This is a genomic window from Desulfovibrio oxyclinae DSM 11498 (genome assembly GCF_000375485.1).
Lineage (GTDB): Bacteria > Desulfobacterota > Desulfovibrionia > Desulfovibrionales > Desulfovibrionaceae > Pseudodesulfovibrio > Pseudodesulfovibrio oxyclinae.
On the sequence record NZ_AQXE01000005.1, the window covers coordinates 1 to 24,742 of the forward strand.

The 24,742-nt window shown below is 59.0% G+C and carries 20 protein-coding genes; 6 read left to right on the forward strand and 14 right to left on the reverse strand.

The window, feature by feature from the left end; genetic code table 11:
- Positions 1-491: 491 nt before the first annotated feature.
- The 6 genes from lon to galE form a co-directional block, all read right to left on the reverse strand.
- A complete protein-coding gene (gene lon, locus B149_RS0106445; protein WP_018124362.1) occupies positions 492-3,041 on the reverse strand; it encodes an endopeptidase La in 2,550 nt (849 codons plus the stop codon).
- An 85-nt stretch (positions 3,042-3,126) separates the two neighbouring features.
- On the reverse strand, positions 3,127-3,399 hold the full coding sequence (locus tag B149_RS0106450) for an acylphosphatase (RefSeq protein ID WP_040372346.1): 273 nt from the start codon (positions 3,397-3,399) through the stop codon (positions 3,127-3,129).
- A 1-nt stretch (position 3,400) separates the two neighbouring features.
- A complete protein-coding gene (radC, locus tag B149_RS0106455; RefSeq protein WP_018124364.1) occupies positions 3,401-4,081 on the reverse strand; it encodes a RadC family protein in 681 nt (226 codons plus the stop codon).
- A gap of 36 nt (positions 4,082-4,117) precedes the next feature.
- On the reverse strand, positions 4,118-5,116 hold the full coding sequence (locus B149_RS0106460) for a DNA polymerase III subunit delta (RefSeq protein WP_018124365.1): 999 nt from the start codon (positions 5,114-5,116) through the stop codon (positions 4,118-4,120).
- Positions 5,116-5,607, reverse strand: coding sequence for an LPS assembly lipoprotein LptE (gene lptE / locus B149_RS0106465; protein ID WP_018124366.1), 492 nt, complete (start codon positions 5,605-5,607; stop codon positions 5,116-5,118). The genes B149_RS0106460 and lptE overlap by 1 nt, the downstream gene beginning before the upstream one ends.
- A 64-nt stretch (positions 5,608-5,671) precedes the next feature.
- A complete protein-coding gene (gene galE / locus B149_RS0106470) occupies positions 5,672-6,646 on the reverse strand; it encodes a UDP-glucose 4-epimerase GalE (RefSeq protein WP_040372365.1) in 975 nt (324 codons plus the stop codon).
- A 166-nt stretch (positions 6,647-6,812) separates the two neighbouring features.
- Between galE and B149_RS0106475 the strand changes: the two genes are divergently transcribed.
- Entirely contained in the window at positions 6,813-7,685 is an 873-nt protein-coding gene (locus B149_RS0106475; RefSeq protein WP_018124368.1) for a transglutaminase-like domain-containing protein, read from the forward strand.
- A gap of 9 nt (positions 7,686-7,694) precedes the next feature.
- Here B149_RS0106475 and uvrA read toward each other — a convergent pair whose 3' ends face one another.
- The 5 genes from uvrA to B149_RS0106500 all read right to left on the reverse strand — a co-directional run bounded on the left by uvrA (position 7,695) and on the right by B149_RS0106500 (position 15,153).
- Positions 7,695-10,463 (reverse strand): excinuclease ABC subunit UvrA, encoded by a 2,769-nt coding sequence (gene uvrA, locus B149_RS0106480; RefSeq protein WP_018124369.1) that lies wholly within the window; start codon positions 10,461-10,463, stop codon positions 7,695-7,697.
- 69 nt (positions 10,464-10,532) lie between these two features.
- The gene (locus B149_RS0106485; protein ID WP_040372367.1) at positions 10,533-10,994 is read right to left on the reverse strand and encodes a WbuC family cupin fold metalloprotein; all 462 of its coding nucleotides are present in this window, start codon (positions 10,992-10,994) and stop codon (positions 10,533-10,535) included.
- A 417-nt stretch (positions 10,995-11,411) separates the two neighbouring features.
- The gene (locus tag B149_RS0106490; RefSeq protein WP_156816769.1) at positions 11,412-12,194 is read right to left on the reverse strand and encodes a hypothetical protein; all 783 of its coding nucleotides are present in this window, start codon (positions 12,192-12,194) and stop codon (positions 11,412-11,414) included.
- An 826-nt stretch (positions 12,195-13,020) separates the two neighbouring features.
- A complete protein-coding gene (locus B149_RS0106495) occupies positions 13,021-13,629 on the reverse strand; it encodes an XTP/dITP diphosphatase (RefSeq protein ID WP_018124372.1) in 609 nt (202 codons plus the stop codon).
- 45 nt (positions 13,630-13,674) lie between these two features.
- On the reverse strand, positions 13,675-15,153 hold the full coding sequence (locus B149_RS0106500) for a two-component system sensor histidine kinase NtrB (protein WP_018124373.1): 1,479 nt from the start codon (positions 15,151-15,153) through the stop codon (positions 13,675-13,677).
- A gap of 109 nt (positions 15,154-15,262) precedes the next feature.
- Here B149_RS0106500 and rimO point away from each other — a divergent pair, with 109 nt between their 5' ends.
- The 3 genes from rimO to B149_RS0106515 all read left to right on the forward strand — a co-directional run bounded on the left by rimO (position 15,263) and on the right by B149_RS0106515 (position 19,078).
- A complete protein-coding gene (gene rimO, locus B149_RS0106505; protein ID WP_018124374.1) occupies positions 15,263-16,582 on the forward strand; it encodes a 30S ribosomal protein S12 methylthiotransferase RimO in 1,320 nt (439 codons plus the stop codon).
- 181 nt (positions 16,583-16,763) lie between these two features.
- Entirely contained in the window at positions 16,764-17,954 is a 1,191-nt protein-coding gene (locus B149_RS0106510; protein ID WP_018124375.1) for a pyridoxal phosphate-dependent aminotransferase, read from the forward strand.
- Between the two features lie 242 nt (positions 17,955-18,196).
- On the forward strand, positions 18,197-19,078 hold the full coding sequence (locus tag B149_RS0106515; protein ID WP_018124376.1) for a LysR family transcriptional regulator: 882 nt from the start codon (positions 18,197-18,199) through the stop codon (positions 19,076-19,078).
- A gap of 596 nt (positions 19,079-19,674) precedes the next feature.
- Here B149_RS0106515 and folD read toward each other — a convergent pair.
- Complete coding sequence (folD, locus tag B149_RS0106520) at positions 19,675-20,523, reverse strand: bifunctional methylenetetrahydrofolate dehydrogenase/methenyltetrahydrofolate cyclohydrolase FolD (protein WP_018124377.1); 849 nt, start codon at positions 20,521-20,523, stop codon at positions 19,675-19,677.
- A gap of 95 nt (positions 20,524-20,618) precedes the next feature.
- A complete protein-coding gene (locus B149_RS0106525; protein WP_018124378.1) occupies positions 20,619-21,014 on the reverse strand; it encodes a hypothetical protein in 396 nt (131 codons plus the stop codon).
- Here B149_RS0106525 and B149_RS0106530 point away from each other — a divergent pair.
- Positions 20,996-21,508: a hypothetical protein gene (locus B149_RS0106530; RefSeq protein WP_156816770.1), complete on the forward strand. Its 513-nt coding sequence runs from the start codon at positions 20,996-20,998 to the stop codon at positions 21,506-21,508. The genes B149_RS0106525 and B149_RS0106530 overlap by 19 nt on opposite strands.
- Before the next feature lie 63 nt (positions 21,509-21,571).
- Here B149_RS0106530 and eno read toward each other — a convergent pair whose 3' ends face one another.
- Positions 21,572-22,861, reverse strand: a complete 1,290-nt coding sequence (eno, locus tag B149_RS0106535) for a phosphopyruvate hydratase (protein ID WP_018124380.1) — start codon at positions 22,859-22,861, stop codon at positions 21,572-21,574.
- Positions 22,862-23,871: 1,010 nt separating this feature from the next.
- Here eno and B149_RS0106540 point away from each other — a divergent pair.
- The gene (locus B149_RS0106540; RefSeq protein WP_018124381.1) at positions 23,872-24,645 is read left to right on the forward strand and encodes a polysaccharide deacetylase family protein; all 774 of its coding nucleotides are present in this window, start codon (positions 23,872-23,874) and stop codon (positions 24,643-24,645) included.
- Positions 24,646-24,742 lie beyond the last annotated feature (97 nt).

Genomic DNA, 24,742 nt, shown 5'->3' on the forward strand with positions numbered 1-24,742 from the left:
CCCCCGCCTCCCCTCGAACTCCCCTCCACCCCCTCTTCAAAAACCTTTGCCTTGCGCTTGCGCGCGGTGGACGGAAGACGGTTCGGGTTTTGGAAGACGGGAAGATTTCGAGGGGAAATGCAGGAAAGGGGAAAGAGGGGGAATGGTAGTCGAAAATTGCGACCTTTTATCGGTTGCCTTACACCGCGAGCACGCTGTCCCTCATTCATTCATACCGAAACAACCACACAACCCAAAGCTGTCCCCCTACCCCATTATTCCTTCTGCCAATTACTCCCGACAAACAGTTCACCGACCTCAGCCATCGCGCACCAGCGCAACACAAAGGTCTTTGGGGAGGGGAGAGGGGGAGTCTGAGGGGGAGAGGGGAACCCCTTTCGCGAAAGGGGTTCCCCTCTCCCCCTCAGTCCACACCCACACTCACAAAGGGAAAGCCCTCCCGCTGTACAGCGGGAGGGCTTTCCCTTTGTCTTGTTTGGCAGACAGCCGCGTTAATCGGTGGCAGCTGCGAGGGGCCAGACTTCGTCGACGCGTTCCACGAGTTTGATGGCGATGCGTTGCCTGAGGTCTTCGGGGACGTCGTCGAGGTCCTTGCTGTTCTGTTTGGGGATGAGCACGGTTTTCATGCCTCGGCTCACGGCGGCGAGGATTTTTTCCTTGATGCCGCCGACGGGCAGGACGCGTCCGCGCAGGCTGATTTCGCCGGTCATGGCGGTTTCGGCGTTGACGGATTGGCCGGAGAGCGCGGAGATGAGCGCGGTGACGAGGGTCACGCCGGCAGAGGGGCCGTCTTTTGGGGTGGCTCCTGCGGGCACGTGGATGTGTATATCCAGGTTTTCCGCAAAGTCCGGGTCTATGCCGTATTCGTCGGCCTTGGCGCGCGCTATGGACAGGGCGGCCTGTGCGGATTCCTTCATGACGTCGCCGAGTTTTCCGGTGAGGGTCAGCTTGCCTTTGCCGGGCATGGTGGAGACTTCCACGTGCAGCATCTCTCCGCCCACGGGGGTCCATGCGAGGCCGGTGGCCACGCCGGGGGGCAGGACGGTTTCGCGCTCGTCGTCGAGGAATCTGGGCGGTCCGAGCAGTTTATGCAGGGACTGCGGGGTGACCTTGAAGGGTCCTTTCTCGCCTTCTGCCTTGCGGCGGGCCATCTTGCGGCAGATGGTGCCCACTTCGCGTTCGAGGTTACGGAGTCCGGCCTCGCGGGTGTATTCGCGGGCCACGGCGGCGAGTGTCTTGTCGCCGATCTGGAGTTCCTTGTCTTCGAGGCCGTTGTCCTGCGTCTGGCGCGGGACGATGTAGCGTTTGGCGATGGCGACCTTTTCCTGCTCGGTGTAGCCGGGAATGCGGATGACTTCCATGCGGTCCAGCAGCGGGGCCGGGATGGAGTCGAGCATGTTGGCGGTGCAGATGAACATGACCTTGGACAGGTCGAAGGGCACGTTCAGGTAGTGGTCGGTGAAGGAGTAATTCTGTTCGGGGTCGAGCACTTCGAGCAGCGCGCTGGAGGGGTCGCCGCGGAAGTCTTTTCCGAGCTTGTCTATTTCATCGAGCATGACCACGGGGTTGCGCGTGCCGCACTGCTTCACGGCCTGAATGATGCGGCCGGGCATGGCGCCGATGTAGGTGCGGCGGTGTCCGCGGATCTCGGCTTCGTCGCGCATGCCGCCGAGGCTCATGCGGTGAAACTTGCGGCCGAGGCTGCGTGCGATGGAGCGTCCGAGCGAGGTCTTGCCCACGCCGGGGGGGCCGACGAAGCACAGGATCGGACCTTTCATCTTGGGGTTGAGCTTTCTGACGCTCAGGTATTCGAGGATGCGCTCCTTGACCTTTTCGAGGTCGAAGTGGTCCTCGTCGAGGATGGTCTTGGCTTTCTTGATGTCGAGCCGGTCGCGGGAGACCTTCTTCCACGGCAGCTCGGTCATCCAGTCCAGATAGGTGCGGATGACGGTGGCTTCCGAGGATTCGGCGTGCATGGATTCGAGGCGGCCGAGTTGTTTGTAGGCCTCCTTGAGCACGTCGCGGGGCATTCCGGCCTTTTCGATGGCGCGGCGGAGCTGGTCCATCTCTTCGTCCTGCGAGTCGGTGTCCCCCAGCTCGCGCTTGATGGCCTTCATTTGCTCGCGCAGGAAGAAGTCGCGCTGTGCCTTGTCCATGCCTTCCTTGGCCATGGACTGAATCTTGTTCTGCATGGAGGCGACTTCCACCTCCTTGACCAGCTGCGAGTTGACCTGTTCAAGGCGTTCGAGCGGGTCCTCGCATTCGAGGATGCCCTGTGCGTCGGGCACCTTCATGCGCAGGTTGGAGGCGATGAGGTCCGCGAGGCGTCCCGGCTCCTGAACGTTGTTGAGCACGCTCATGATGTCGGCCGAGGAGATGCCGCGCAGGGAGAGAATCTTTTCGCTCTGTTCGCGGGAGGAGCGCATGAGCGCTTCCTGCTCGGGACTCAGCGTGATTTCTTCGGGCTCAAGAATGGGTTCCACTTCAGCGAGGTGGTACGGATCGTCACTGGTGAACTGTTTGACGCGGGCGCGGGCCAGCCCCTGCACAAGCACCTTGAGACGCCCGTCCGGCATCTTGAGCATGCGCATGATCATGGCCACGGTGCCGGTGCGGTAGAGATCGTCCGGTCCCGGATCGTCCACGGTCTCGTCCTGCTGGGTGAGGATGAGGATGTAGCGGTTTCCGGAAAGGGCCGCGTTCACGGCCTCCACGGATTTCTCCCTGCCCACGAACAGCGGCAGGATCATGTAGTTGAAGACCACGATGTCCCGTACCGGGAGCACGGGCAGCGAGGTCGGAATATTCGGATGACCGGATTCGTTTTCTCCGTCGCCGAACACGGGCTTTCCGGGGCCGGAGGCCAGCGCTTCCAGCAGTTCGGGAAGGCTGGAGGAGCCCGGAAAATCACCGCTGTCGGAGCCGCCTTGCGAGCCGCCCTGCGGGCCGCCGGGCCGGATGGGGGCGCGGGTGGCCCCGGTCGGCTTGCGGCGCACGATGCGGCGCGGCTTGATCGGTGTCTTCTTTTTCTTTTTACTCAAAAGGAACACCCTTCCTTCATTGGTTTTTTCGGAGTTACAACCTAAGAACCCAAAACCATTTGGCAAGGGGTTGCGGTGAAAAAAATCAGCGTACTACGCGAAACGCCCCCTGGTGGGCGTCGGATTCGCGGTACTGTGTCTCCACTTCGGTGACCCGTGCCAGAGGTGGGCCGTCGTGGAGCCTTTCCAGAAATTCGTCCAGTTCGTCGCGGCTGCCGGAGGCCTCAAGCTCGACGTTTCCGTCGCTCATGTTGCGCACCCAGCCCGAAAGCTTCATTTCGGCGGCGAGGTCGCTGGTCCACGCCCGGAACCAGACTCCCTGAACCTTGCCTTTCACCACGGCGTGCATTGTCGGCATGTCAGATCATCCCCTTGTCGCTGAAGCTGAAAAAGTCCGTTTCCGATACGATGACATGATCCGCCACCAGCACGTCAAGGGCCGATGCGGCGCGAATCATCCCGAGGGTCAGCAGCTGATCGTCGTCCGATGGCGTCGGGTCGCCGCCGGGATGATTGTGAACAAGTATCACCGAGCGGGCCTTGTGCCTCAGGGCCAGCGCCATCACTTCCCTCGGATACGCTTCCACCCGGTCCACGGTTCCCGCTCCCACGCGCTCCCACGCGATGACGCGATTGCGTGTGTCCAGCAGTGCCACCCAGAACTCTTCTGTGCGGCAACCGCCGAGCCTCGCCATGGCGGCGCGGGCCACGGCGTCCGGGTCGCCCAGCACTTCCCGCGAGCGCATGCCGTCTTCGGCCACGCGGGCCAGCAGTTCACGCATCAGGTGCCACTGGGCGGTCACGGCGGGGCCTGCGCCCTCGAAGCGTTTCAGGTCTTCTGGCTGGGCCTGCATCACCGCGCCGAGGGAGCCGTATGCCTCCATGAGCGTCTTGGCCAGCGGCTTGGTGTCCCTGCGAGGGAGCACCGAGGCCAGCAGCAACTCCAGTATTTCATAGTCGGCCAAAGCGCGCGGATCGCGGGTCAGCCGCTCCTTCAGCCGCTGCCTGTGTCCGTGGTAGTGCGGTTTGTCCTTGCTCATGATGCTAGCGCGTCGGGCTTCGGGTTCGTATGATTATCATCTCCCGCCGGAACGGGAGCGGAACAGGTCCACGAGGCTGGCAATGAGGATGTCCAGCACTTCCTCCTGACGGCGGAGGCCGGTCTTGACGGAAAATTCGGCGTCCATGGCAAGGTCGATGAGCCGCTTGATCCCGGCCTCGCCCAGCATGTTGCCCTTGGCGGTGAGCTTCTTCTTCACGAAGGGATGCGCCTTGACCGCCTGCTCCTCGCCGTGGGTCAGCATCCACATCTGCCGCGCCTGCGAGGCGAGGTAGCCTATGAGGTTGAACAGCATGCGGTCCTGCGCCCGCTTGAGGTGGTCCTCCAGCACGCGCTTCCAGACATGGGCTTCGGCGCCGGGCTTGCCCAGCGCGTCCATGAGCTCGAAAAACTGCATCTCGCCCGTGGGGGCAACAAGGTCCAGATGCTCGCGTCGAACGGTCCGGTCGTCCATGACGGCCAGTTCGAGCTTGTCCAGTTCCAGACGGACGGCCACGGCATCCTCGGGCAATGCCTGCGCCAACAGGTTCTCCACGCCGGAGTCGAACCGAATCTGATTCTGCGAGGCCCACGAGCGCACGAAGTCGCGCATGCCGTTGCGGTCAAGCCCCGGCGACTGCCAGACCCAGCCGTTCTTGTCGGCGCGCTTGTATATCTCGCGCTTGGCGAGATGCGCGGGGACCGGCGCCTTTTGGGTCTTCCACTCGGATTCGAGGCAGAAGATGGGCCAGACATCGGAGGACGCGCCGGTGATGGCGTTGCCCAGCTTGTCCCACTGGTCCACCTTGAAGTTGTTGGCGCGCCGCACCACGAGCGCCTTTGGCTGCGAGAACAGCCCCTTGATGGTCAGGTCGGTCCAGAAGGCGTCCGGCAGCGGCACCTCGTCGTCGCCCCAGAAGACGCGCTTTTCCCACCCGGACACGCCGGACTGGGCCAGCATATCCTCGATGCGGGACTTGATGAGTTGCGGGTCGGGGCAGACCAGAAAAGAGTAGGCTGGACGTTTCATGGGCATCAGAAGTCGTTGGCCATGCGGTCCGCGAGGCGGCGGATGCCCAGCTCGGTGACCTTTGCGTCGGCCTCGTCCTCTTCCCCGGCCTGGAAGGGCCAGTCCTGAGAAATGGTGCCGGAACGCCAGATCACGCTGCCGTCCACCGAGGAACGGATGATGCCTTCGAACACGAACTTGGCGTCAGACTGAAGGGTTTCTTCATCCTCGCCCGTCACTGAAGCGCGGCGGTAATATTTTTCGATTTCTATGGTGATAAGCGCGTCGGCCCGCTCGCCGGAGGCCCATTCCGCGAGCCCGCGCCGGGTCACCTCGTCGCGCAGAAGGGAGCGCACGCGAGGCTCCAGCCACGAGAGCGGGGCCGGATTCTTCACCTCGGCGATGGCCAGGGTCCGGTACTGTTCGGGCAGCACGCTCTTGCCGCGTGAAAAGCCGTAGCCGCATCCCGCCACGGCGAGCAGGGTCAGCAGAAGCAGTGCGTTTCTGAAAAAGTGCATGGATTCTCCCTGATAATGGCGTTGGCTCCGGTGTAACCCGTATCGCCCGCAGAGTAAACGGAAGTCACGCCCAGTCGCGACGATGCCAGTTCCAGGCCGAGGCCACCACGGAACGAACGTCCTCGAACTGAGGATGCCAGCCCAGCACGCGCCCTGCCTTCTCCGGTGAACTGACCAGCGCGGGGGTGTCTCCGGCACGGCGCGGCGCTTCCTGCACCGGCACGTCCAGTCCGGTGACTTCGCGCACTACTTCGATGATCTCGCGCACGGAAAACCCGTTGCCGTTGCCGAGGTTGAACACGTCCGAGGGACGGCCGTCCGCCAGGTGGTCCAGTGCCCGCACATGCGCGTCGGCCAGGTCGGCAACATGGATGTAGTCGCGCAGGCAGGTGCCGTCCGGAGTGGGGTAGTCCGTTCCGAAAACCTTGATGCAGTCCCGGCGTCCGGCGGCTGCTTCGAGCACCAGCGGGATAAGGTGCGTTTCCGGGCGGTGGCGTTCGCCCACTTCGGCATCCGGGTCCGCGCCCGCGGCATTGAAGTAGCGCAGGGAAACGGAGCGAAGGCCATAGGCCGTGCCGTAATCGGCGAGCACCTGCTCAATGATGCGCTTTGACCATGCATATGGGGAGATGGGGTTCAGCGGATGCTCTTCCGCCAGCCGTTCGGTTTCCGGCTCGCCGTAGACCGAGGCCGAGGAAGAGAACACGATGCGCTCAACGCCGTGTCGGACCATGGCGTCCAGCAGGGTGAAGGTGTGCGAAACATTGTTGCGGTAATAGATGTCCGGCTTTTCCACGGACTCTCCCACGGCGATGAATCCGGCGAAGTGGACCACCTCGTCGATGCCGTGCTTCTCGAAAACCCTGTCGAGAAAGACGGAGTCGGCAAGATCGCCTTCTTCGAAGGCTCCCCAGCGCACGAAATCACGGTGGCCGGTGGAGAGGTTGTCCAGCACCACCACCTTGCGTCCGCGTCGCGCAAGTTCCTTGGCCGTATGTGAGCCGATGTATCCGGCGCCGCCGGTGACGAGAGTAGTCATTTCGTCGCAATATCCCACTCGGCCCGCGGATGCAACTTTCCGGGGGGCATGGAATGCTTGGGATGCCGGGGTGTAGAGATGTCGAGGTCGACATCGCGATTTTTCTGCAATAAGGAGTGTCGAAGATCGACCCATTGGGGAGAAGAACCGTCAAAAAGCAGGAAATATGAAGCGTACCAGTTATTTACGAATTATCTCCGCGTGCCTTGCCGTTTTTGCTCTTGTGGCATGGTACGGATTTCTGAAAAGGCCGTTTCCCTTTTTGGATGTCCATTACGTGACGCAACGCGCCGTTTTTGACGCCCCGCCGTCTCAAGGTGATTCGAATGGCTCGGTATACGCGGTCCCAGACCTTCCAGCACAGGTTCTTGACAAAGGCCGCGCCCTGCTGTCCAAGACAATTGGAAAAAGCTCACCCCCTCCTGAGGAATTGCTCAAAGCATTGGTATTCACGACACGAGAAGTAATGAACCAGACGGCAGGCGATACATGCCGTGCCCCTCACGAGGTTTTCGAAAGGTCACCTGATTTCCAAAGAATTTGCTCAGAGTACGCCAAGGTGTTCTGCGTGCTGTCACAGGCCAATGGCTATACAGCGCGTGCCATCTGGACGCAGGGGCACACCACCGCCGAAATCCATCTGCCGGGTGAAGGTTGGGTTCATGCTGATCCATACGGTAACATCGGTTTTCGAGATAAAAATGGAAACCTGTTGGGATTGCTTGAGTACCGCGCGTCACCTGAATCAGCTTCCTTGTTGCGGCTTGACAGTCACCCTGGACATAGGGGCCAGCCAGATTTCGTGGATTCTTTTGAGTCGGTCAGACATCTTTATGAATCCAATGAGTTATATCTGGTGCTTTTTGGGGGCAGTCTCTTTGGGTATCCTTCCAGTCACCGAGACCCCGTACGCATATTCCAGAGCGTGTTCAATGCGCGCGATCTCGGTGAGGGGATGCAGTTCCTTGGGGAGGGCGGCTCGCTGCCCATGGTCGGCAATTTCGGGCTGGATGCGGTCCGTCGCATTCCCCACCTGTAGTCCTTCTGCCTATACCAGAAACTTCCCTGTTACCGAATCCGGGTTGGCGATGATTTCCTCGGGGCTGCCGGAGGCCACGATGCGGCCGCCGTGTTCGCCGCCGCCGGGGCCGAGGTCCAGCACGTGGTCCGCGCTCATGATCACATCCGTGTTGTGCTCGATGACAATGACGGTCGCGCCCTTGTCCACCAGCTGGTGCAGCACCTTGATGAGCTTGCCCACCTCATGCATGTGCAGGCCGGTGGTAGGCTCGTCAAGAATGTACAGCGCGCCCGGCAGGCGTCGTTTGCCCAGCTCGCGGCTGATCTTGATGCGCTGGGCCTCGCCGCCGGAGAGCGTGGTGGCGGGCTGGCCGAGGTGCAGGTATTCCAGTCCCACCTGCTCCAGCACCGACAGCCGCCGCTTGAGCGCGGGATGGTTCTCGAAGAACGCCGAGGCCTGCCGCACGGTCATGTCCAGCACGTCCGCGATGTTCTTCTCCCGGTAGGTGACCTCCAGCGTCTGGGCGTTGTAGCGGCGTCCCTTGCAAGTGTCGCAGGTCACGTACACATCCGGCAGGAAGTGCATCTCGATCTTGAGCTGTCCGTCCCCGCGGCATTTCTCGCAGCGGCCGCCCTTGACGTTGAAACTGAAGCGACCAGGCTGGTAGCCGCGCTTTCTGGCTTCCTTGGAGCCCGCGAAAATCTTGCGGATTTCGTCGAATATCTTGGTGTAGGTGGCCGGGTTGGACCGTGGCGTGCGGCCGATGGGCGTCTGGTCGATGGCGATGACCTTCTCCACCTGATCCAGCCCCTCAATGCCGCCGATGCGGCCTGGATTGTCCGCCCGATGCCCCTGATGCAGCTGCAGATGCTTGTAGAGCGAATCCACCACCAGCGAACTCTTGCCGGAACCGGAAACTCCGGTGACGCAGGTGAGGGCTCCCAGCGGAATATCGACGTCCAGATCCTTGAGGTTGTTGGTGGAAACCTTCTTGAGCCGGATGTTGCCGTTGGGCTTGCGGCGTTCGGTGGGCACCTCGATGCGCAGGTCGCCGCGCAGGTATTTGCCCGTGAGCGAATCCGACTTCAACAGCCGTTCCGTATTGCCCTGATAGACGATCTCGCCACCGAGCATCCCGGAGCCGGGACCGAGTTCGATGACGTGGTCCGCGTGTCGGATGGTAGGCTCGTCGTGCTCAACCACCAGCACGGTGTTGCCGCGCTCCTGCAGCGAGCGAAGCGTGTTCAGTAAACGCTCGTTGTCGCGCGGGTGCAGGCCGATACTCGGCTCGTCCAGAACGTAAGTCACGCCCACCAGACCGGAGCCGAGCTGCGACGCCAGCCGGATGCGCTGCGCCTCGCCGCCCGAAAGGGTGGACATGTTGCGGCCGAGATTGATGTAGTCCAGCCCCACGTTGACCATGAAGCCAAGGCGGTGTGTCAGCTCTTTCATGAGCGGTTCCGCGATAAGGGTGTCATGGCCTTCGAATTCAAGCGATTCCAGCCACTCCAGCGCACGGCGGATGCTCATGCTCACGAATTCGAAAATGTTGACCTCGCCCACGCGCACGGCCAGCGCCTCGGGCTTGAGACGCGCGCCCTCGCACGCGGGACACGGGCGCGTCTGCCGGAAGCTCGCCAGCCAGTGGTCCCATGCGTCGGCCTGACGGTAACCGAATTCCAGAATCGGAATGACGCCCTGCCAGCCGGTCTTCTCGCTGCCATGGAACAGCGCGTTCCAAGCCTCGTCCGAGAAGTCGGCAAGCGGGGTTTCCGGCGTGAAGCCGTAAGTCTTGCCCAGCTTCTTGAGTGCGGGTCCGTATTGCTTCTGCCGATACGGGGACTTCCACGGAATCACGCCACCTTCGGAAAGCGAAAGTCCTTTGTTGGGTGCCACAAGATCCGGTTCGAAATACTCCATGGAGCCGATGCCGTTGCAGGTCCTGCATGCGCCCTGAGGGCTGTTGAAGGAGAAAAGCTGCGGGGTCAGGCGCGGAAGCGAGATGCGGCATTCCGGGCACGTGGAAAGCGTGGACATGGGAATCTCCTCCCCGCCGCGCTCACCGCCCACGATGGCGATGGTCAGCCGTTCCTCGCCCTGTTTCAGGGCCAGCTCCACCGAGTCAGCCAGACGCTTCTTGATGCCGTCCTTGATGACCAGACGGTCCACCACCAGCTCCACCGTGTGCCGCTTGTTCTTCTCAAGCTCCGGCACGTCGTCGAGGGTATGCACGGTGCCGTCCACGCGCACGCGCACGAATCCTTCCTTGCGCAGCTTGTCGAACAGGTCCTTGTGGGTGCCCTTCTGATGCTCGGCCATGGGAGCCAGGAGCATGAATTTGGTGCCTTCGTCGAGGTCAAGGATGGTGTCCACGATCTGGTCCGTGGTCTGGGCCTCGATGGGCCGTCCGCATTCCGGGCAGTGGAATTTGCCAAGCCGCGCGAAGAAAACTCGCAGAAAATCGTATATCTCGGTGACGGTGCCCACGGTGGAGCGGGGGTTCCGGCTGGTGGTCTGTTGTTCCAGCGAGATGGCCGGGGACAGGCCTTCCACCTTTTCCACCAGCGGCTTGTCCATCTGCGGCAGGAACTGTCTCGCGTACGCCGAGAGCGACTCCACGTACCGTCGCTGCCCTTCGGCATAGACGATGTCGAACGCCAAGGTCGATTTGCCGGACCCCGAGGGGCCGCAGACCACCACGAGCTTCTCGCGGGGGATGTCGAGGGTCAAGTCCTTGAGATTATGATGCTTCGCGCCTTCAATATATATGCTTTCGCGTCTGGGATCGGTGTTCATCAGGGCATGATAAGCATTCCTGAGAGAGTGGCAAGGAAGGATTCCGCATGAGTGGCTGAAAGTCGTTCGCTAGCCCTTCATCATCTGCTCCAGCCACAGCCGTGCCTCATCCGTGTCTTCCTCAGGCGCCCATGGTGCGAATTCCTTGTCCGAAGCCTTGGTGTACGGCCCCGGCTTGACCTCGAATGCCACCGTATCCGGTTCAAGGACGATCCAAGAATGCCAGACACCCGGTTCGATGTCGCCGCCAAAGACCTCGGAGCCGGCCCGTACCTCGAACGACTCGGTCACCTTGCCCAAACCATCAAAGACAAGCTGCCGTAACGCACCGGCAATCAGCATGAAACTTTCCGGTTTCGGCGGATCGACATGCCGGTGGGGGCGGATGTACGTCCCCGGCTGCATGCAGTTCAGCATGCGATGCAGCGAAGCATCCGGACCCTTGTGAAGCGGCTGGATGATGCGGCCGCGAGGGCTGCGGCGGGACATTTCCACGGCATAACGCATCAACTCCCCGTCAATGCGAGTCATTTGCCCTTCAGGGGCCGGTAGGGCCAACGGAAAATCCTTTTCGGTCATACTCATCCCATCCTTTTTGCCTGGCACAGGTACTTCATGTAAGCTTTGGAACTGATATGGGTAGTTCTCAGATTTAGTTATGGCGAGAAGAATGTCTAGGTTGTTGGCTTAAGCAGGCTCGTTTGATGGAGCAATTACATTGCTGGGACAATGGCTGGGATTGCATGAGAGCCTGTGCGCGAGTGTTAAAACAGCTCGGACCTTAGATTTATTTAGCGGGTCGGCACTATATAATCAGTCTTCGTCAAACATGAAGAAAAATTTCCTGGAGACAGTGAACGGCTAGGCTTAGAACGAAGGTGTTGCTTACACGGACAGCCTGCTTTTATTAAGGCGCTTTATGTGGACGAAGTCCCTATTCTTATAGTGTTATAATAGATGTTTAAGTTTTTTTGAGAATGTGATTAGAAGCAGGTAAGGGATACACAATAGTATGGGTATCAACCATTTTAACGAGTAAAATACCGGCTCCAACTGTGAACGTCTGGGTTGATAGTCGCGACTGCCTCTGGGACAAAGAGTGTAGCTGTCTTGGTAAATACTGCGTAAAACGCGAGACGCTTTTTGAGTATAAAAGTCAGCTATAATTTTAGGTTTTTTCTGTATTTCAGCAATTGAATAGGGAATCACGACACCGTAGTCGGGGTCAAGGACCATGCCTGCACCTTCGTCAAGGCCGACAACAACATGCCCGTTCAGGCCGATGATGGCTGGACTCATCCCTTTGTCCCGAAGTATTGCGCTCAATAAAATTGCATGTTGTGAACATAACCCCAATCCTCTCTCCACGATTTTATCTTTGCGGAAAAATTCATATAGTTGATATTGAGGGTAGATTTTTGCGAATAAAAAGATCAGCCAGTTCTCCCAAATTGGGAGACTGATGTTGGTTTTTTCAGGGTGTGTCGTGTCCCAAAAGTGCTTGATTCCGATGTGAACCAAGAACGTCATGCGGCGAGCCCAGTTGAGATCGCTTTCTCCAGTAAGAATTCTGGTTTCTTTAAAGAATTCTTCTTTGGTTATTGGGATCTGAAGCTCAGTAGGCCTCAATGACTGAGACAGCCCGTAGATGTTTACTATAATAAGGAACGCCCCCAGCACGAAGAGAAAGAAGGCGAGCCGTCGCCCGACACTTTTTTTTAAATCTACCAAGTAAATATACCTATAAAGAAAGGAGATGGTGTTCGTTTGAATCCTGCAGATAATAACAATAGTTGCGACAGCCTTGTTCACATGGTGACGTATTAACGGTCAAATGCTATCCGAAAAAGCTTCGATTATTAAAGTGATAATTGGTAGTGGAAAATGGTCGCTTGTTTCTCTGTATGCAAAACACCTACTGGTTCTCGCGAGCATGCCTGCCAAAGACCCATGCTTAAAGAAAATTCTGTGCTAGTTGTCATAAAAGTCAATAAATCCTGCTGTAAAAGATGTCTAAAACACGTTTTTAGAAAACATTCTTGAGGCAGGGCGATATATAGGGTGTTTGGCGTCGGGGTTCAATGTCGGATTGCTCGGTATGAGATTGTTTTCTGCGGCGCAGAAAAAAAGAAGGCAAAAACTGCGCTGCTTGAGGTGAGCCGCCGTTCTCGGCGAGTGGCTCTATGACGCGGTCACTGCTCCGGGTAAAACATCTGTGACTACAGCCCCCCACGACCTGCGTGACCGATTAAAGGAGCCTCTATGCCTCGATCGGCATTGCTGCGGCACTTAGTCGGCGGGAGTGTATGCTTTGTTGGAGGTCCGAAGGGAAATGTACGAACTGGGAAAGTCCTGTTTAGCTGAGCTCTGCTAACGGAGTTCGTCAGCCAAGACCCATAGAATCCTAAATCCCCGTCAGCGGGGTTGCAGCTGGTACGCGGATTATGCGGTCGCATGAATCCAACAGCTGCAACCCCGCTGACAACTCAGGGATTCCAAAGGGGGCCCGCCCTATGGCGGGGTGCAGGGGCAGCGCCCCTGCCGCCGGAGGATCTCTTTACGCCTGTGCTTTTTCCCAGAAGTCCGGCCAGGCTTCGAGGAGTTTGGTGATGGCTTCGCCTCGGTGTGAGCGGGAGTGTTTTTGTTCCGGGGTGAGTTCTGCTGCATGCAGTCCGGATTCGGGGTCGATGAAGATGACGTCGTAGCCGAAGCCGCCTGAGCCTTTGTACTCGTGGGCTATGTGGCCTTCGTAGGAGCCGTCGGTGGTGGTTTCGGCTCCGTTGGGGGCTACGGCTGCCATAACGCAGCGGTAGCGGGCGGTGCGTTTTTCGTCGGGGACGTCTTTGAGCTCGGCAAGGAGTTTTTCGTTGTTGGCGTGGTCGTCGCATTCTGGACCGGCAAAGCGAGCGGAGTAGACGCCGGGGGCACCGTTCAGGGCGTCTACTTCTATGCCGGAGTCGTCGGCTACTGCGACAAGACCGGTGGCTTTTGCCACTTCGCGGGCCTTGATGAGCGCGTTTTCCAGGAATGTATCTCCGGTTTCGGGGATTTCGCCGATTTCGGGAAACTCGTCGAGACTGCGTACGGTGAGACCGAAGAGTTGCAGCAGGATGTTGAATTCGCGGATTTTGCCTTTGTTACGCGTGGCGAGAACGATTGCGTCCATGATGTCGGCTTCCTTGATTGCTTCGTTTCAGGGGAGCCCTACATACTAGGAGGCGTCTTCTTGCGCAACTGGGCGGACGGCGGCGACCGGGGGCAGATTGAGAGTCACGGTGGTGCCGACCCCTTCATGGCTGACGAGTTCCACTTCGCCGCCCAGTTCGTCCATGATCTTCCGGATCATGGCCAGGCCGAGGCCGGAGCCTTTGCCCTTGGTGCTGTAAAAGGGGCTGAAAAGCTTGTCGCGTTTGTCCGGGGGAATGCCGATGCCGGTGTCACTGACGGTCAGGCGGACAAAACCGTCGTTCATGCCTGTTTCGATGCGCAGTTCGCCGCCTTCCGGCATGGCTTCCACCGAGTTTTTGACGAGGTTGATGAGGCTTTGGCGAATCTGATCCTCGTTGGCTTTCACCTTGGCCACGTTCGGGTGCAGATCGAGTATGAGCCGGATGTTTTTTTCATCAAAGCCGATTCCCATGACATTCATGGTGTTGTGTACGGCGTCGTTGAGGTTCATTTCTCTGGCGTCCGCATCGGTGGGACGCGTGAAATTCATGATGCTCTTGAGAATCTTGTCGAGCCGTTTGGATTCTTCGAGGATGATCTGGATTTTCTCGGTGGTCTTTTCGTCCAATCCTTCCGAGCGCATCAGGGAGTTGGCGAAGCCGGAAATGGAAAAGAGCGGGTTCCTGATCTCGTGCGCGATGTAGGTGGAGAGTTCGCCGATGGAAGCAAGTTTTTCCGACTGTTGCAGCCGCTGTTCAAGATGGGTGCGACGCGTGATGTCGCGGCGCATGGCCACGATGTGCGTCACCTGTCCTTCTTCGCTGGAGATGGGATATGTATATATCCTGTGATAATGGGCGCGCCCTTCGTGGTCCACGCTGGTGGCGGTGGACTCGGAAGATTGGCCGGTCTTTATGGTCTTTTCCAGCGCCTTTGCCTCATCGGGACCGAAGACCCTTTCCACCGTGCCGCCGACGATGGCTCGTTTCGGACTGCCCAGCCGGTCAGCAACGGTCTTGTTGCAGCCGAGGATGGTACCTTCCAGATCAAGAAAGAGTATTTCCTCATCGAGCTGGTCGATGATGGTCTTGAGCATGGTCTGGGTGTGCATGAGGTCGAGCTTGCAGGCCACCCATATTTTGTCTGAGGTGAGCAGGCGGATGAAAAAATTGGCACAGTCCCGTTCGACCAACGTGACATGGGCCGGGAGATTGGTGCGAAGCTCGGACTGCAGCGTCTGCCGCCCGGTGGCCTCAATGACCATGTTGATTTCGGGGTGGTCCTCCAGCATGCCCTGCCACGTCTTGTGCAAAGGAATGCCGTGAGCCTGCTCGTAGATGCCCGGCAGCGCGTTCTGGCCCGGCAGCGCGGCTGCCACGATGCCAATTTCGCGCAGCACCGCGTCGTTGGCCTGGTCTCGGAACATTTCCCAGAAAGCCAGAAGGGCCGGGATGTCTCCGATGACGCCTATGGAGTATTGTTTGTCCGCAGAGAGATCTTTGGTTATTGTATCGTCCAGCATCGGCACCCGCCTGTTTGACAGAATTCTGGTATTCATTCTACACGGCGTATCCGAAAGCGCAATGCTTAACTGAACCCCCTGTCGCAACTCGCGATCCACCGGAGGAAACATGAGCGAACCCGTTCGCGTCCATACCGTCAGCCTTGGCTGTCCCAAGAACCTCGTCGATACCGAACGGCTGCTCGGCGCTCTCGGCGGAGCCATGACTCCCGTTGACGAACCGAAGGAGGCCGACCTCGTTCTGGTCAACACCTGCGGTTTCATCCAGCCTGCCATCGAAGAGTCGGTGGAGACAATACTTGATCTGGTGGAGGAAGTGCGCGAGGCGCGCGAGTCCGGCAAGCGCCAGCCGGTCATGGTCGTCGCGGGCTGTCTCGTGAGCCGCTTTCGCGACGCGCTGCGCAACGAGATGCCCGAGGTCTCGCTGTGGCTCTCCACGGATGAGCTTGACTGCTGGTCCGACATGATCCGGGACGCGCTGGGGGCCGAAACCGACAAGACCATGCCGCGCAGGGTGTCCACTGCGCCCTCATTCGCGTATCTCAAGGTCGGGGAAGGGTGTTCGCACAACTGCCGGTTCTGCACCATCCCGTCCATCCGCGGTCCGCAGCACAGCTTTCCGCTCGAAACGCTGGCCGCAGAGGCCCGCCTGCTTGTAACCTCCGGCGTGCCGGAGCTGGTGGTGGTCGGGCAGGACTCCACGGCCTACGGTTCGGACCTGGGAATCAAGGACGGCTTTCGCAAGCTGATGGACGAACTGCTCATCATTGAAGGGCTGCACTGGCTGCGCGTCATGTACCTGTACCCGGCGGGACTTTCGGAATCCAACCTGAAATATCTTGCCACAATGGGCCGTCCGTTCGTGCCGTATTTCGACATACCCCTTCAGCACGCACACCCGGACATCCTCAAGAACATGGGCCGCCCTTTCTCGCGCGATCCGCAGAAAGTGCTGGAGCGCGTGAAGCGATTCTTCCCGGAGGCTGCCATCCGCACAACGTTCATCGTGGGGTTTCCGGGCGAGACCGAGGAGCATTTTCATTATCTCATGGATTTTGTCCGGGAACACCGGCTGCATCACGTGGGTGTGTTCCCGTACTGGCCCGAGGAGGGCACTCCGGCGGCCGAGCTGCCGGATCAGGTGCCGGACGACGTCAAGGAAGCCCGTCGCGATGCGCTCATGGCGCTTCAGGCGGAGATATCCGCCGAGCTGATGGAAGAGTATGTGGGGCAGGAGATCGAGATACTCGTGGAACGCCCGTCCCCTGAATGGCCCGGGCTGTATGAAGGTCGCGCATGGTTTCAGGCCCCGGAAGTTGACGGCAAGACGTACATCAGCGTTCCCGAAGGCACCGAGCTCACCCCCGGCACCTTCGTCACCGCCGAAGTGGAAAGCGCTTCCACGTACGACCTTTCCGTACTGCTGTAATAGCCGCCATCCTTTTCAGATGACTTCAAGCCCCCGTCCATGCGGGGGCTTTTTCATACCCGGGCCGTGCCCGCAAGAGTACTGCGAAGATCTGTCTCCGGAAGAAGCACAATCCCGCTTTATTCCCGAAATGAATTGCCGTATCCTCCCGTGACGCAAAAAACACTAGGAAGGAGAAACTATGCAGCTGGTTTCCGGACAAATAGGCGAATACATGGACAAGGCGTCATGGATTCGCAAGATGTTTGAAAAAGGTGCCGAACTCAAGGCCGAGTTCGGTGCGGACAATGTTTGCGATTTCAGCCTCGGCAACCCCGACCTGCCGCCGCCGCCGAGTGTGGGACAGGGACTGGCGGAAATGGCCGAGCAGGCCGACAAGCCTTTCGCCTTCGGCTACATGCCGAATTTCGGGTATCCCGATGTGCGCGAATCCCTGGCGGAGCACGTCTCGCGCGAGCAGGGAACTGACGTTCCGGCAGAAAATCTTATTATCACCTGCGGTGCAGCCGGAGCGATCAATGCTTTTCTGCGCACCGTCATTGATTCCGGCGAAGAAGTGGTCGTGCCTGCGCCCTTCTTTGTCGAGTACGGCTTCTACTGTGAAAACCATGGCGGCGTGCTCAAGCCGGTCCCGGCCAAGCCCCTGACCTTCGAGCTCGACATCGAAGCTATCGACAAGGCCATCACACCCAAGACCCGCGCCGTGCTCATCAACTCCCCCAACAATCCCAGCGGCGCCGTCTATTCCGAAGAGAGCCTCAAAGAACTGGCTGCCGTGCTCGAAAAGCATAACGAGGGTCGCAACCGTCCCATCTTTCTGCTTTCCGACGAGCCGTACCGTTTTCTGGCATACGACGACACCGAGGTCCCGAGCCTGTTGCCGCTCTACCCGTACACCGTTGTCTGCTCCTCGTTCTCCAAGAATCTGAGCCTCGCGGGCGCCCGCATCGGCTACGCGTTGGTGAACCCCGCCATGCCCGATTCCGAAGCACTGCTGGCCGGGCTGGTCATGTCCAACCGCATCCTCGGCTTCGTGAACGCACCGGCTATAGGACAGCGCCTTCTGCACCGCTCCCTCGGCTCCGGCGTGGACATCTCCGTCTACGACGAGCGCCGCAAGGCCATGGCCGAAGTGCTGGACAACGCTGGCCTGCGCTACACCATGCCCAAAGGCGCGTTCTATTTCTTCCCGGAAGCACCCGGCGGAGACGACGTGGCCTTCACCGAACTGTTGCTCAAGGAGCGCATCCTTGCGGTTCCCGGCAAGGGCTTCGGCTTCCCGGGGTACTTCCGTCTGACATTCTGCGTGGGTGAAGACGTGATCCGTCGCAGCGCCGAAGGCTTCAAGAAAGCCGTGGAAGCGGCGTCGTAAATGGCATAAACGAAAAGTGGAAGCCCGGACGGGCTTCCACTTTATCGCTTCGCAGGGGTTCGCGGCTCCCTCGAAGCTTGCCGTATGCCCACGGAGAGGGTAATGGGCTGCGGCGTGTGTTCAACTGTATTCCTCAGCGAGAACGAGTACACAATACCCACACCTCACGTTTTGATCTATTTGCAATGCGTGAAGTTCGGTTTCAGAAAAACTGATGCCTAAAAAATGCTATTTGGGAAAATATGGAACTGTATCAGCTCAGGACGTTCGTCACCGTGGCCGAAGAGGGCAGCCTGACCAAGGCGGCATCGCGTCTTTACGCCAGCCAGCCCGCAGTCAGCGCGCACATCAAGGCCCTTGAGGACGAGCTCGGCCTAGCCCTGTTCAAGCGCACCCCGCGCGGCATGGTCCTCACCGAGGCGGGAAAGGTCCTGCGCAAGCGTGCAGATCACATATTGCACCAGACGGACATCATGCTGGCCGAAGCCAAGCAGCTTTCCGGGGAGGTCTCCGGAGAACTGAGGGTTGGCCTCAACACCGATTCCGAGTTTCTGCGCATAACCGAACTGCTTGAACTGCTCGCGGAGCGGTATCCGGAGTTGAAGCTCCATCTCGTGCAAAGCTCCACGGAGGGCATTCTGCGGGAAGTCCGCGCCAGAAGGCTCGACGCCGGATTTGTCTTCTACGGCCTGCCGGTCAACGACCTTGCCACCGAGACGTTGGCGAAATCCCGCCTTCAGATTGTTGCTCCCGCCCACTGGAAAGACCGCGTCGAGGGTCAACCCGCAGAAAAGCTGCTCGAACTCCCGTGGGTCTGGCCCGCCACGCATTGCCCGTTCCGCAACATCCTTGCCGAAAACGCGGATCTCTTTCATACGGATCCCGCCAACCGCATTGAAGTCGATTCCGAGGACATCATCCGCCAGCTCGTCGCCGCTGGCAAAGGCCTCTCCATCATGCGCGAAGACGAAGCCCAGTCCGCCGTCAAGGCCGGAAAAGTCATCCTCTGCCTTGAAGACCGCGACTTCACCACCAACATCCTCTTTACCTATCTGAAAAACAGACAGGACGACCCGGCCGTTACCGCACTGGTTCAGGCTGTAAAGGACGTCTGGAAAGATTAGCAGCAACCAACCTCTCGGCCATGTTTTTCGATGGCCACAGCCCCACCTTCAATCCTCCTGAAAGGTCCGCCGCATGCGTACCTACTTGTACCAGTTGCAGGTTTCGGCCTGTCGGCCGACCTTCTTTTTTGCTGGCGCAGAAAAAAGAAGGCAAAAACTGCGCTACTTGAGGCGAGCCGCCGCTCTCGGCGAGTGACTCTATGACGCGGTCACTGCTCCGGGCGAAACGTTTGTGGCTACAAACACCACCCGGATCTGCGTGACCGGTCAAAAGAGCCTCTATGCCTCGATCGGCATTGCTGCGGTACTTGGTTGGCGGGAGTGGATTGTTAGTTGGGAGTTCCGAAGGGAAATGTCTGAACTGGGAAAGCTCTGTTTGGCTGAACTCTGCTAACGAAGCTCGTCAGCCAAGACGCACAGCCCCTAAATCCCCGTCAGCGGGGTGGCAGCTGGGACGCGAATTGTGCGGCCGCATGAACCCGGCAGCTGCAACCCCGCTGACAACCCAGGGATTCCAAAGGGGGCCCGCCCCTTTGGTCCGCCTGAAGGGCCCGCCGGAGGCAAAAAGCGCTCCAGCCCGCCGGAGGCACCCAACCTTATGCGTTCACGTGTTGTTTGAAGGCTTGGACGGTGTTGACCAGCAGTTGTGCGATGGTCATGGGTCCTACGCCGCCGGGCACAGGGGTGATGGCGTGCACTTTGTCTTTGACGGCATCGAAGTCGCAGTCGCCTTTGAGGCCGTCTTCGGTGCGGTTGATGCCTACGTCGATGACGATGGCGCCTTCCTTGACCATGTCTTCGGTGACAAAGCCGGGTCTTCCGAGGGCGGCGACGAGGATGTCGGCATCGCGGCATTCGGCTTTGAGATCTTTGGTGCGGGAGTGTGTGATCACCGGGGTGGCGTTCTTGGCGAGCATCATGAGTGCCTGCGGCTTGCCGACGATATTGGAGCGTCCGATGATGACGCATTTCTTGCCGGAGGGGTCGATGTCGTAGCGTTCGAGCAGGTTCATGACGCCTGCGGGGGTGCAGGAGCGGAAGCCGGGCAGGCCGAGGGTGAGTTTCCCGACGTTGACGGGGTGAAAGCCGTCCACGTCTTTTTCAGGGTCGATGAGTTCGAGGCAGCGTTGGCTGTCGAGCCCTTTGGGCAGGGGCAGTTGCAGCAGGATGCCGTCAACGGTTTCGTCGGTGTTGAGGTCGCTGATGAGTTTTTCGAGTTCCTGCTGGGAGGTATCCGCGGGCAGTTTGTGCGGCACGGAAATGATGCCGGCCTCGGCGCAGGCGCGTTCCTTGTTGCGGACGTATACCTGCGATGCCGGGTCTTCGCCCACGAGGATAACCGCCAGTCCGGGTGCGCGTCCGTGTTTGGGCGCGAGCGCCTCAACCTCTGCCTTGAGTTCGCCGCGGATGGTTTTCGCGGTCTCTTTGCCGTCGAGCAGAATCATGTCTCAAATCCCCTGATTGGATGACTGTAAAAAAGAACGGATGAAGAAAAGGCCGCTTCGCATGAAGCGGCCCTGTTCGTCAAGCTGTGCGGGGATTAGCGGCGTTTCAGGATCGTTTTGTGAACGCGCGGCTTGGGCGGCCCTTCGGTGTAGAAGAGCACCATCATGTCGCCGGGCAGCAGGCTCCCTTCGGCTTCTCCGTCCACGTGTTCCTGCATGATGATTTCATTGTCATCAGTGATGCTGCCGCTAAGTGCTTCGGAATACTTCTTCCCTCCACGAATCCAGTGTTTGGTGCCGGAAAAAAGCGGGCCGTCCTGTGATGTGATTTCGATGTACCCGTCAACGGCCTTGGGGTTTTCGACTTTCTTGCCGTCAAGATACATTTCGATCTGCTGCACGTCCCATGTTCCGACGATGGACTCGGCCGCAAAGGCGCTTGTTGCGGTAAAGGCAACCATACAGACCAACAATGCAATTGCTTTTTTCATACCCTCTCCCTTGTTTCATGCTGCGTCAGCCAATTCATCCTTGGAGCAACTTTGGCATTTCCCGGCTTTCATTGCACTTATTAAATGCCACCCATGGACATTCCATTATCTTGTTCTTCCCGAACACCAGTGCTATCCAAATTCAAAATCGGAAGGACATGATGCGCAGGGCTCTTGAATACACGTGGGTCGTCTTCGGGCTGGCTCTGGCCGTCAACAGTGGGCTGAAGCTGGCTGAATCGCTTCATGTTCCCGTTCATTCAGCGGCGCTGGCCGCCGGGATGCTCTTTACGCTCGCGGGCGTTTTTTCTCTTTTGCGTGTTCGCTTTGCACGGTTGATGCTTTGGGCCTCAGCACTGATTGCCGGCATATACTCCTTTAGCGCCATGCTCATGATCGGCACAGAATTTCCGCTCCCCATGGCGACGCTGGCTGTCCCCGTATTCGTTCTCGCACTCGCCACGGTCGCCAGCCTCAGAACAGGTCGAATCTGATATCATTCAAAGAAAAAGGCCGCCCCGACGGGACGGCCTTTGAATGTCGCAAAACGGCGTTTGCTAGTCTTCTTCGAACCAGCTTTCGCCAAGGATGGGGCCGAAGTAGACGCCGTCCTCTCCCAGCTCTTCCTCGATGCGGATGAGCTGATTGTATTTGGCGAGTCTGTCGGAACGGCAGAGGGAACCGGTCTTGATCTGGCCCGCGTTCACCGCCACCGCGAGGTCCGAAATGAAATGGTCTTCGGTCTCGCCGGAACGGTGGGAAACCACGTTGGTGTAGCTCGCGGTCTTGGCAAGCTCAATGGTGTCGAGCGTCTCCGTCACGGTGCCGATCTGGTTCAGCTTGATCAGGATGGAGTTGCCGCAGCCGCGCACGATGCCTTCGGCCAGAATCTCAGGATTGGTCACGAAGACGTCGTCACCAACAATCTGGATGCTCTCGCCGAGCTTCTCGGTCATCAGCTCCCAGCCCTCCCAGTCTGCCTCGGCCAGTCCGTCCTCAATGGAAACGAGGGGGAACTTGTCGCACAGCTCGGCGTAGTAATCCACCAGTCCGGCCGCATCAAAGTCGCGCCCTTCACCGGTAAAGACATACTTGCCGTTCTTGTAGAACTCGCTCGCCGCCGCGTCGATGGCCAGCGCGATGTCCGCACCCGGCTCGTATCCGGCTGCTTCAATGGCCTTCATGATGTACTGGAAGGCTTCCTCATGGGACTTGAGGTTCGGCGCGAAACCGCCCTCGTCGCCCACGCTGGTGACATGACCGTCGTTCGCCAGCAGCTTCTTCAGCGCATGGAAGGTCTCGGCACCCATGCGAAGCGCCTCGGCAAAGGTTTCGGCTCCCAGCGGCATGATCATGAATTCCTGAATGTCCAGGTTGTTCGGCGCATGCTCACCGCCATTGATGATGTTCATCAAGGGAACCGGAAGCAACTTGGCGTTGACACCACCCAGATACTGATACAGCGGCAGACCCAGCAGATTCGCCGCAGCACGGGCAACAGCCATGGAAACGCCCAGCAGCGCATTCGCGCCCAGACGCTCCTTGTTCTCGGTGCCGTCCAGATCCAGCAGCGCATTGTCCACCGTCACCTGACGCAGCGCGTCCATGCCCATGATGCGCTCGGCAATCTCGCCACGCACGTTCTCCACGGCAGTCTGCACACCCTTGCCGCCGTAACGGTCTTCCTTGTCACGAAGTTCCAGCGCCTCGCGGGTGCCCGTGGATGCACCGGACGGAACCGCAGCACGGCCACGCGCACCAGACTCCAGCACGACCTCCACTTCAACCGTGGGATTACCTCGACTGTCGAGAATTTCCCTTGCCCAGACTCCGGAAATAATGCTCATGGAAGACTCCTTATTCTTGAATGATTAAAGGCTGTTTTGATTACGATGCAGGGAATGTAAACGAAAACGCCTCACTATACAAACACCGAACAGCCCATGAATGTTATTATTTCACGTCAATTGGATAGTAAAGTGGTGCCTCCGGCGGGCTGGGGCGCTTTTTGCCTCCGGCGGGCCTTTCAGGCGGACCAAAGGGGCGGGCCCCCTTTGGAATCCCTGGGTTGTCAGCGGGGTTGCAGCTGCCGGGTTCATGCGGCCGCACAACTCGCGTCCGAGCTGCCACCCCGCTGACGGGGATTTGAGGGCTGTGCGTCTCGGCTGACGAGCTTCGTTAGCAGAGTTCAGCTAAACAGAGTTTTCCCAGTTCAGACATTTCCCTTCGGAACTCCCAACAAACAATCCACTCCCGCCAACCAAGTACCGCAGCAATGCCGATCGAGGCATAGAGGCTCTTTTGACCGGTCACGCAGGTCCGGGTGGTGTTTGTAGCCACAAACGTTTCGCGCGGAGCAGTGACCGCGTCATAGAGCCACTCGCCGAGAGCGGCGGCTCACCTCAAGCAGCGCAGTTTTTGCCTTCTTTTTTCTGCGCCAGCAAAAAAGAAGGTCGGCCAACAGGCCGAAACCTGCAACTGGTGCGAAACAGCAATGCCCCCGGCGGGCCCTTCAGGCGGACCCTTTCAGGGGGACCAAAGGGGCGGGCCCCCTTTGGAATCCCTGAGTTGTCAGCGGAGTTGCAGCTGCCGGGTTCATGCGGCCGCATAATCCGCGTCCCGGCTGCCACCCCGCTGACGGGGATTTGGGATTCTATGGGTCTTGACCTAACAGCTTTGAACTCTCTGGAGCCTACGCTCGCCATAGCCATAAATCGCCGTCAGCCACCCCGCCAAGACGTCTAAGAGCTTCAGCGATCCGAGCGCCCCAGATTCGGCTTGGCAAACCAAAAGATTTTGGAGATTCTTAAGAACCTTTTGCCAAAAAGGTTCTTAAGCCCCCGGAGGGAAATAATATATGATCATCAGACCGGGCGTATCTCCGATATGGTCCGAGCCGTTTCCGGACATGGCGGCTGCTCTGGATGCTGCGTTTGAGCGAGCGGCTTCAGGTGTTCGGATTTTTTTTCGTGCTGACGACGTGGCCGTTCCGTCGGCTGGCTTCAGGCGTATGGTGGAGATATTCAGGACACATGAAGTGCCTTTGGAGATGGCGGTGACGCCCGCGTGGTTGCGTAAGGACCGCGCTTTGGGGCTGATGCGGCTGTGTCCGGAAACGGAGCTGTTCCGGTTCCATCAGCATGGATGGCGGCATGTGAGCCATCAGGTCTCGGGCAAGAAAGGAGAGTTCGGGGCGGATCGAACGGAGGCGGATAAGCGAAAGGATTTGGTTCGGGGGGCTGAGAAACTGTCAGGAGTGCTCGGAAGCCGTTTTGAGCGGCGGTTTACTCCGCCCTGGAATCGATTCGACGCAGTGACGGCCGCTTTGCTTCGCGAATTGGAGTATCTGTGCGTTTCGCGTTCTGAGGGCGAGGAGCGCAAAGTTCCGCTGCCGCAGGGACTGCCCGACCATTTCGTGAATGTGGACCTACATACGCGCAACGAGAGCGATTCGGCGCAGTCGCGCAGAGCGTTGTTCGCAGAGCTGGTCGAGGCGCTGGAGTCCGGGCATTGCGGGGTGATGTTGCATCACCAGCGCATGAACGGGGCCGCGTTCGAGTTTCTGGATGCACTGCTGGCTGCCTTGGTTCGTTCCGGATCGAGGGCGGTTCGTTTTGCGGACATGGATTAGCGGTTTTCTGCAGGCGAAACGCCCCGTCGAGCCTTTGGGTTCGGCGGGGCGTTCCTTTTCGGGGCTGCTGTCGAAGCTGCTCCGTGGGGATGCTTTT

What these genes read in the sequence shown, in the direction of transcription:
- lptE (WP_018124366.1), bottom strand. Translation starts at nt 5,607, where the DNA reads ATGCACTTTTTCAGAAACGCACTGCTTCTGCTGACCCTGCTCGCCGTG.
- B149_RS0106460 (WP_018124365.1), bottom strand. Translation starts at nt 5,116, where the DNA reads ATGCCCATGAAACGTCCAGCCTACTCTTTTCTGGTCTGCCCCGACCCG.
- B149_RS0106515 (WP_018124376.1), top strand. Translation starts at nt 18,197, where the DNA reads ATGGAACTGTATCAGCTCAGGACGTTCGTCACCGTGGCCGAAGAGGGC.
- B149_RS0106495 (WP_018124372.1), bottom strand. Translation starts at nt 13,629, where the DNA reads ATGGACGCAATCGTTCTCGCCACGCGTAACAAAGGCAAAATCCGCGAA.
- uvrA (WP_018124369.1), bottom strand. Translation starts at nt 10,463, where the DNA reads ATGAACACCGATCCCAGACGCGAAAGCATATATATTGAAGGCGCGAAG.
- B149_RS0106500 (WP_018124373.1), bottom strand. Translation starts at nt 15,153, where the DNA reads ATGCTGGACGATACAATAACCAAAGATCTCTCTGCGGACAAACAATAC.
- B149_RS0106525 (WP_018124378.1), bottom strand. Translation starts at nt 21,014, where the DNA reads ATGAAAAAAGCAATTGCATTGTTGGTCTGTATGGTTGCCTTTACCGCA.
- folD (WP_018124377.1), bottom strand. Translation starts at nt 20,523, where the DNA reads ATGATTCTGCTCGACGGCAAAGAGACCGCGAAAACCATCCGCGGCGAA.
- B149_RS0106450 (WP_040372346.1), bottom strand. Translation starts at nt 3,399, where the DNA reads ATGCCGACAATGCACGCCGTGGTGAAAGGCAAGGTTCAGGGAGTCTGG.
- B149_RS0106540 (WP_018124381.1), top strand. Translation starts at nt 23,872, where the DNA reads ATGATCATCAGACCGGGCGTATCTCCGATATGGTCCGAGCCGTTTCCG.
- B149_RS0106475 (WP_018124368.1), top strand. Translation starts at nt 6,813, where the DNA reads ATGAAGCGTACCAGTTATTTACGAATTATCTCCGCGTGCCTTGCCGTT.
- eno (WP_018124380.1), bottom strand. Translation starts at nt 22,861, where the DNA reads ATGAGCATTATTTCCGGAGTCTGGGCAAGGGAAATTCTCGACAGTCGA.
- galE (WP_040372365.1), bottom strand. Translation starts at nt 6,646, where the DNA reads ATGACTACTCTCGTCACCGGCGGCGCCGGATACATCGGCTCACATACG.
- B149_RS0106485 (WP_040372367.1), bottom strand. Translation starts at nt 10,994, where the DNA reads ATGACTCGCATTGACGGGGAGTTGATGCGTTATGCCGTGGAAATGTCC.
- B149_RS0106530 (WP_156816770.1), top strand. Translation starts at nt 20,996, where the DNA reads ATGCAATTGCTTTTTTCATACCCTCTCCCTTGTTTCATGCTGCGTCAG.
- rimO (WP_018124374.1), top strand. Translation starts at nt 15,263, where the DNA reads ATGAGCGAACCCGTTCGCGTCCATACCGTCAGCCTTGGCTGTCCCAAG.
- B149_RS0106510 (WP_018124375.1), top strand. Translation starts at nt 16,764, where the DNA reads ATGCAGCTGGTTTCCGGACAAATAGGCGAATACATGGACAAGGCGTCA.
- radC (WP_018124364.1), bottom strand. Translation starts at nt 4,081, where the DNA reads ATGAGCAAGGACAAACCGCACTACCACGGACACAGGCAGCGGCTGAAG.